Annotated in this window: 6 protein-coding genes; 1 reads left to right on the top strand and 5 read right to left on the bottom strand. The window is 46.0% G+C overall.

All coding sequences use genetic code 11. The features are described 5' to 3' along the window. Window positions 1-52: 52 nt before the first annotated feature. Entirely contained in the window at window positions 53-859 is an 807-nt protein-coding gene (xthA, locus tag AB4405_RS09170; protein WP_372060521.1) for an exodeoxyribonuclease III, read from the bottom strand. A 319-nt stretch (window positions 860-1,178) separates the two neighbouring features. Between xthA and AB4405_RS09165 the strand changes: the two genes are divergently transcribed. Continuing rightward, on the top strand, window positions 1,179-3,296 hold the full coding sequence (locus AB4405_RS09165; protein ID WP_372060520.1) for a methyl-accepting chemotaxis protein: 2,118 nt from the start codon (window positions 1,179-1,181) through the stop codon (window positions 3,294-3,296). A 155-nt stretch (window positions 3,297-3,451) separates the two neighbouring features. On the opposite strand, the gene rsmS is transcribed toward AB4405_RS09165, so the two are convergent. From rsmS to dinG, 4 genes are read right to left on the bottom strand one after another with little or no spacing between them, the layout of a single operon-like run. Then, window positions 3,452-3,616: a pleiotropic regulatory protein RsmS gene (gene rsmS, locus AB4405_RS09160; protein WP_372060519.1), complete on the bottom strand. Its 165-nt coding sequence runs from the start codon at window positions 3,614-3,616 to the stop codon at window positions 3,452-3,454. Further along, a complete protein-coding gene (gene priC / locus AB4405_RS09155; protein WP_372060518.1) occupies window positions 3,616-4,125 on the bottom strand; it encodes a primosomal replication protein PriC in 510 nt (169 codons plus the stop codon). The genes rsmS and priC overlap by 1 nt, the downstream gene beginning before the upstream one ends. Before the next feature lie 55 nt (window positions 4,126-4,180). Continuing rightward, window positions 4,181-4,951 (bottom strand): TSUP family transporter, encoded by a 771-nt coding sequence (locus AB4405_RS09150; RefSeq protein ID WP_102471614.1) that lies wholly within the window; start codon window positions 4,949-4,951, stop codon window positions 4,181-4,183. Between the two features lie 14 nt (window positions 4,952-4,965). Further along, window positions 4,966-7,053 carry an ATP-dependent DNA helicase DinG gene (gene dinG, locus AB4405_RS09145; RefSeq protein ID WP_372060517.1) on the bottom strand — a complete coding sequence of 696 codons (2,088 nt, stop codon included), beginning with the start codon at window positions 7,051-7,053 and terminating at the stop codon, window positions 4,966-4,968. Window positions 7,054-7,133 lie beyond the last annotated feature (80 nt).

The raw sequence follows: 7,133 nt of genomic DNA, 5'->3' as shown, positions 1-7,133 counted from the left end.
GAACCTTTTAGGTTCAGCGCTTTTTTTGAAAACGTTACTTGATCTGAAGTGGCTATTTAAAGCTAGACCAAATCGGCGCATGATCTGATGGCTTTTCAATTCCACGCAATTCATAGTCGATGCCTGCTTCAGTGCAATCTTGAGCCAGTCCTTGGGTTGCAAGAACGACATCAATACGTAGACCTCGGTTGTCGACAAAGCCTTTCGAGCGATAATCAAACCAAGAGTATTGGTCATCTACTGTCGGGTGCAATTGACGGAAGGTATCAATGAATCCCCAGTCAAGAAGTCGTTTGAGCCACTCTCTCTCTACCGGTTGGAATGAACATTTTCCTGTTTTTAGCCAGCGCTTTTGGTTGGGTTCACCAATGCCGATATCGAGGTCAATTGGACTGATATTAATGTCGCCCATCACGATGACGTTGTCTTCAGGCGTATGGTGTTCATCAAGGTAAGTCATCAGGTCACTATAGAACTGACGTTTGTATGGGAACTTGGTCTCATGGGCGATGTTGTCCCCTTGAGGGAAGTAACCGTTTAATACCGTGACTTTTTTACCGTTTTCATCGTCGAACGTTGCCATGATCATACGCTTTTGATGATCGTCTGTATCGGTAGGGAATCCGTATTGAACCGAACTTGGTTTTTGTTTACAAAGCATGGCAACCCCATAGTGGGCTTTTTGGCCATGGAAATACACGTGATAGCCCATGGCTTCGACTGCCTCAAGAGGGAAAGCATCATTGTGTACTTTTATCTCTTGTAAGCCGATAACGTCAGGCTGATGTTTGTCAATTAATGCTTGAAGTTGGTGAAGTCTGGCTCTTAGCCCGTTAATGTTGAAGCTGATAACTTTCATTTTGGCGATCCTATAGGTGGTTCGGTCTAATAGGTGATTCGATCTAATAAATTGTTCACGTGAAAGCGAAAGACACAAGCCTGGAATATGAATGCACATAGCACTCTCGGTCAATGTGAAATGAAGCGTCGTAATCCAGTGTTGTTCTATCGCAGTACGCTTTTTGTTATGGAAGAAATACTAGCACTGTCATAGAGATGGGTATACTTCAAATTATTGAGGTATCGTTATAAACATGTTGTAATAAAACACTCAATAAAAAGGATGTTCTGTCGATAACATCTTTATATGCATAACCGTTTGCGAACAAGGAAGTATTATGCGAACTCTCTCCGTACAGTGGAAAATTACCCTTTTAGCTGGCTGCTGTTTATTATTTACGTCGCTTGCACTTATTGGTTTCTCTCTCTATAACGCTACAAATAATCAAAAAGCTACGCAATTACTGAGTTCTCAATCAGTGGTTGAAAAGTCTGAGGCACTATTGGAAGCACGGGCTGAAATAAATGCTCGTGAAGTGAAAGACTATTTTAGCGAGGCCATCTTTCGAGCGGAGATGTTAATTTCCAATGCAACCTTTCAAAAATCGAATGCGGAAGAGAATTTTGTCCCAAGTGAGGACTTGCGTACAGCACTGGATGAGATGCTGCGCCAAGCGGTGATTCAATTTCCTTCGATTGAAGGCGCTTATCTCGTTTTCAAGCCAAATATGCTTGATGGTGAAGATTCTAACTACGAAGGGGCCGATTATGTAGGCTCGAATGAACTCGGTCAGTTTGCGACGTATTGGAAGATCACTGAGTCAGGAGAGAACGCAGTCCGCCAAGTGTTAAGCAAAGCGGACCTGGATAATTTTGATAATGCGGAACGGTTTTATTGTCCTCTTGCATCGGAGTCAGCCTGTGTCAGCACCCCTAAAAGCACTCAAATTGGGGGCAATAACCACCTAAGTTCATCACTTTCTCTGCCGATCAGTGTAGACAACATGGTTATTGGCTTTCTGGGGATCGACCTGCGCTTAACACAACTCGCAGAAACCGTCACAGATTCAGATAGCAGTTTATTTAGCGGTAGCGGTAATATTAATATTGTCAGTTTGGATGAGTCCGTTATCGCGAGTGATGATCCCAATGTAAAAACTGGGACGCCTTTCGTTAGTCACGTATTGTCAAAAGACCAAGTGACGGACCTGATGTTTGGAGAGGAATCTGTTATTCAATGGAGCAAGGATGGCGAGTGGTTGACGGTATTCAATCCCGTCTATATTGCTAATCAGACTTGGGGTGTCTTCTTTGATATGCCTAGAAGTGCCGTTTTGAGTGATGCCATCACCTTAGATCGAACGCTGACTACTCAATTAGAAGAAGGCGTTCTCATTGAGATTTTAGCTGGGTTAGGCTTTGTTATTATCGGGTTGGCGGTGATTGGTGTTGTATCACACAGTCTAGTTAAGCCGATTCGTGAGGTTGTAGCTAGGCTTGAAGATATTGCGACGGGTGAAGGTGATTTAACGCAAAGACTGGAAGTAAAATCAGGGGATGAAATAGGCCAACTCGCCGTGCAGTTTAATGCGTTTTTAGAAAAACTTCAGTCGACTATCTCTCAGGTTGCTGTCACCTCTGAACAAGTGACTCAAACGGCGGCGCAGGCAAAATCAACCGCGGCATCAAGTCGAATTAGCTGTGACGCTCAGTTTAGAGAAGTCGATTTAGTGGCGACCGCTTCAGAAGAAATGACACAGACGGCTTCGCTTGTCGTTCAAAATGCGGAAACGGCGGTTGAAGCGGCAGAATCGGCTAATAATTCCGCAAGTCAAGGACAAGAAGTCGCGGAGTTGTCAGCGGCCGAGATGGTGAGACTTGTTGAACAAATGAAGGCGACCGTGCCTATTGTTGAGGAATTGGCGAACAACAACGCCAATATCACCGCAATTTTAGCGGTCATCGAGGGGATTTCTGAACAGACCAATTTACTCGCTCTCAATGCAGCAATTGAAGCCGCTCGAGCTGGAGAGCAAGGACGAGGGTTTGCGGTGGTGGCAGATGAAGTTCGTAATCTTGCAAGTCGAACGCATGACTCTGTGGGGGAGATTCGCGAGGTGATTGACCGCGTGCAAAAGGGAACCAAAGATGTCGTTCAAGCGATTCAACAAGGTTCTCTGCTTGCCGATTCTACTGCGTCTCATGTGCAACAAGCGGTGACGTCGTTGAGTAGTATCTTTGAATCAATATCGGCGATTAACGATATGAACTCACAAATCGTAAAAGCGGCGGAAGAGCAGCAGTCCGTTTCAAGTGAGGTGAACCAAAACGTCACCAATATACGGGACTTGAGCGCGAAGATCTTAGACCAAGCTGGCGAATCGGAAAGTGTGGGTAATGATATTTACCAGCTATCTTCGGAGCAGCAGCGTTTAATGAATCAATTTAAAGTGTGATTTGTCCCTGATTACAATGGTTGAAAGGATCTGGCATCGATCTTAGAGTGCCTGATCTTTTCAACGTGATAGGGCTACGGTTGATCCCTTGATACCTGTATTCGATAGCGTGGTTATTGTGTGGCAAATTACGAAACTAGCTTACTGCTTACTGCTTACTGCTTACTGCATTCGAGTTGTCGACGAAGATCGGATTGAACGATCTCTATAGCTTTCAATGCTATTTCCGGTGAAATATCATTACTTTCCAACAAATAAATAAGGTCAACGGCCAGTTTTATTTCTTCTGGTGCACTGTCTAAGCTTTGATTGTTTGGCATTATAAAAACTTCTCACTTTCGCTAATCTGATGTTCAATATTGAGTATGGCTGACCGGCAGCGTTGCAAGCGTTGCTCGGCGGTTCGCCATGCTTGTTCTAGCGCCACATTATGTGGGGCTGATTTATACTGGACTTCTTTTTGTCTGACCATATCACACAGTCTGATTTCCCACACTTTGTGCTGCTCAAGGCTGGCATTAAGTTCATTAATAGGCGTAGCATGATTATCTGCGGCTAATGATGAAGAGGCGAGTGCTCGCTCTAAGGCTTCTAACTGTGCGACAAACCGCTCTGACAGGTATTGTGCCTTGTTGGCGTGAAGGTCTGGAGAGGAAAGCTGGCGCAGGTTCTCCTTTGCTTCTTGTACACAGGGTGACAACAGCCGAGATGGCGAATTAAATAACTGCTGATCAAACAAAGCCGGGGCGTGTTTCTGACGCTGTGCATCAAGCGCAGAAGCAGACCGTCGGAGAACATCGAGACGTGCGTGTAGATCGGTTAATCTCATGGTTTCTCCTAAGCGTTTTACTCACATTGGCGAATCAAACAATCAATGTTAACGATCAAAACCACGCATCGTAAGCGAGCTTGATCGCTAGAATACTCACAACAGTCACAAAAATCGGGCGAATGAACTTGCCACCAAACCGAATGGCCGAATGCGCGCCAATGTAAGCCCCAACCATGAGACACACGCCCATCGTTAACCCCAAAACCCAATTAATATGACCGAGAATGGCAAAAGTGATGAGGGACGTGAAATTACTGGTAAAGTTCATTGCCTTAGCCAGACCAGAAGCCAACAAGATATTCAAACGATACAACGCCATTGAACTCACGGTCCAAAATGCGCCCGTACCTGGCCCCGCGACACCGTCGTAAAATCCAAGTGACAAGCCTTGCAAGTATTGTTTACGATTGAATTTTGGGCATCCGCGATTGACGCCATCACCATCCGCGCTTGGTGCTTTGTGAAAAACAGTGTAAAGCGCAGCGGCAAGGATAACGAGCGGAAGCACTTTCTCGAGCCATTGTGTTGAGATCATATCAACGACAAGCGTGCCTAGCGTGGCACCAATCAATGTAGACACGAATGCTCGTTTCCAGCACTCGGGTTTAAACAGTCGTTTACGATAGTAAGTAAAGGCCGCTGTCGAGGAGGCAAAAGTCGCAGCGAGTTTATTGGTACCAAGCGCGATATGCGGCGGCAACCCAAGAGAGAGCAGGGCGGGAACCGTTAGCATTCCGCCGCCACCTGCGACGGCGTCAATAAAACCAGCAGCAAACGCCACTAGCGCAAGAACCACCAACATGCTGGGTTCAATAAATTCCATGGAAACCGATCACCTTACTTTTCTATCGTTCTTTTAAATGGGGGCAGGGAATCGAGAAGAGATTTGCCATACCTTTTGGTTACGATACGCCTGTCGAGAATATACAAGGTTCCGCAATCTCTTTCTTTTCGCAGTAAACGTCCGGCCGATTGTATCAGCTTTTTACTGGCCTCTGGAACTGTAATCTGCAGAAATGGGTTACCGCCGCGGCGCTCAATATATTCGGCATGCGCTTGCTCTATCGGTGAAGTAGGCACGCCAAACGGTATTTTGGTAATAATGAGGTTTTCTAATAACTCCCCTGGAAGATCGAGCCCCTCAGAAAAGCTACCGGTTCCAAAAAGAACGCTGGTTTTACCGCATTGAGTCAGCGTTTTATGTTTATTTAGAATTTCTGTGCGCGAGCGTTCGCCTTGTACTTGCAGGTGCCAGCCTTTTAATGCGAACTTTCCTTTAATGTCATTGGCGACCTGGTTCATCTGCCAATAAGATGAAAATAGCACAAGGTTACTTTTACCATTAGCGATGTATTCCATGAGTTTCTCTTTTAACTCATCAGTAAAAGGCGTGGCTTGTGGCTCGTACTTCATCTTTGGCACAATCAAATCTGCTTGATTCGCATAGTCAAAAGGCGAAGCAAGGGCAAGAAACTGCACACCATCGTCTTCTTTTTGACTAATGCCACTTTGATGGCAGAAAAATGAGAAAGAATTAAGCGCTCTCATGGTGGCGGAGACGAGCACGGCGCCGACACAACGAGACCACAGCTGTTGGTCGAGTTGCCAGCCAACTTCGAGTGGCGATACGCTGACAATGTGGTCATTATCGCGTTCTTTACTTTGCTCAATCCAGCGAGCAAGCGGCGCCCCTTTTTCTTTTTGTGCCTCGCTCATTAAGCGCCAAACTGCCGCCAGATTGTCAAAACGCTGGATGTAGAATCCAAGCTCAGCCAGCGCAGGTTCTGCAATGCGCGTCGCGATCTCTCCATCTTTTAGTCGCTCTGAAATCAGATCGGCTATTTTAGCGGAAGCCTGCGCGCCTTTTTGGGTGATGGATTTAAGATCTTTCGCTTGGGTTTCCAGCCACGTCGGCAGCTCGCCGTTTTCAAATCGACAGTTATTGTCTTCAAAGGTTAGGCTAGAACAAAATGTATTCACTTCGCCTAGTATCGGAATAAGCTGCTGTATCGAGTCTTGAAGTTCATTGCGAAAACGACCGACACGTTTCTCGTCAGCCAGCCCCGAATATTTAGATACCGCTTGGTTTAAGCGCTCTAACCAACTCACTGTCCCTTTTAATGCCGCGGAAGCCGACGCATGATCACGCGCGACTTGTGGCAGGTGATGCGCTTCATCAAAGATAAAAATCGTATTTTCTGGCTCGGGTAGGATGACCCCGCCGCCCAGATCAGCGTCTGCCATGACCAGACTGTGATTAGCAATAATGACGTCGTTTTTATCGAGCTCAGAGCGTGCTTTAGCAAATGGGCACTGCCTATGTGCGGGTAATCCACTATTACAACTGTGCTTTTCACTGACAATAGACTGCCAGATTGAATCGTCAATCGGGTTAGGCCATGAGTCTCGGTCACCATTCCATTTGTTTTGAGACAGCTTCTCATACATATCTTGAAGCTGTGTGATGTCACTTTTCTTTGGTTTAGCATCAAACATGGCGAGCAGGCTGTTGTCATCAGCCTGACCGATACCGCAAGCGACCGCTAGCTTCTCCGCACAGCAATAGCGTTGACGACCTTTGGCAATGACAAAGGAGAAGTTTTGGTCGGTTATTCGTCTATATAGCGGTAAGTCTTTATCGAGCAGCTGCTCTTGAAGCGCTACGGTTGCGGTGGAAATAACAATCTTACGGTTATTTTGCACTGCAATAGGAATCGTGGCCATCAAATAGGCGAGACTTTTCCCAATACCTGTCCCAGCCTCCGCAACAATAATGCGTGTTGATTTGTGATATTGCCCAAGCAATGTCTTGGCAATTTCGGAAACCAGGTAGTTTTGCGCCCGGCGAGGCACAAAGTTATCCAACTGATGTTGCAGGTTTTGATAGCTATTACGAATAGACGTTTGAATTTTACTGGTTGTCATACTGTGATCCAAGTTGCAGTCGGGCGATGATAGCACACTTCGAACCATGGCAATTAAAGATTCTCGACAGGGTATTGCTG

It is taken from the genome of Vibrio sp. 10N.261.51.F12 (assembly GCF_041471725.1).
Lineage (GTDB): Bacteria > Pseudomonadota > Gammaproteobacteria > Enterobacterales > Vibrionaceae > Vibrio.
The sequence above is the reverse complement of the archived record's forward strand: the minus strand, read 5'-3'. Positions and strand labels throughout refer to the sequence as shown.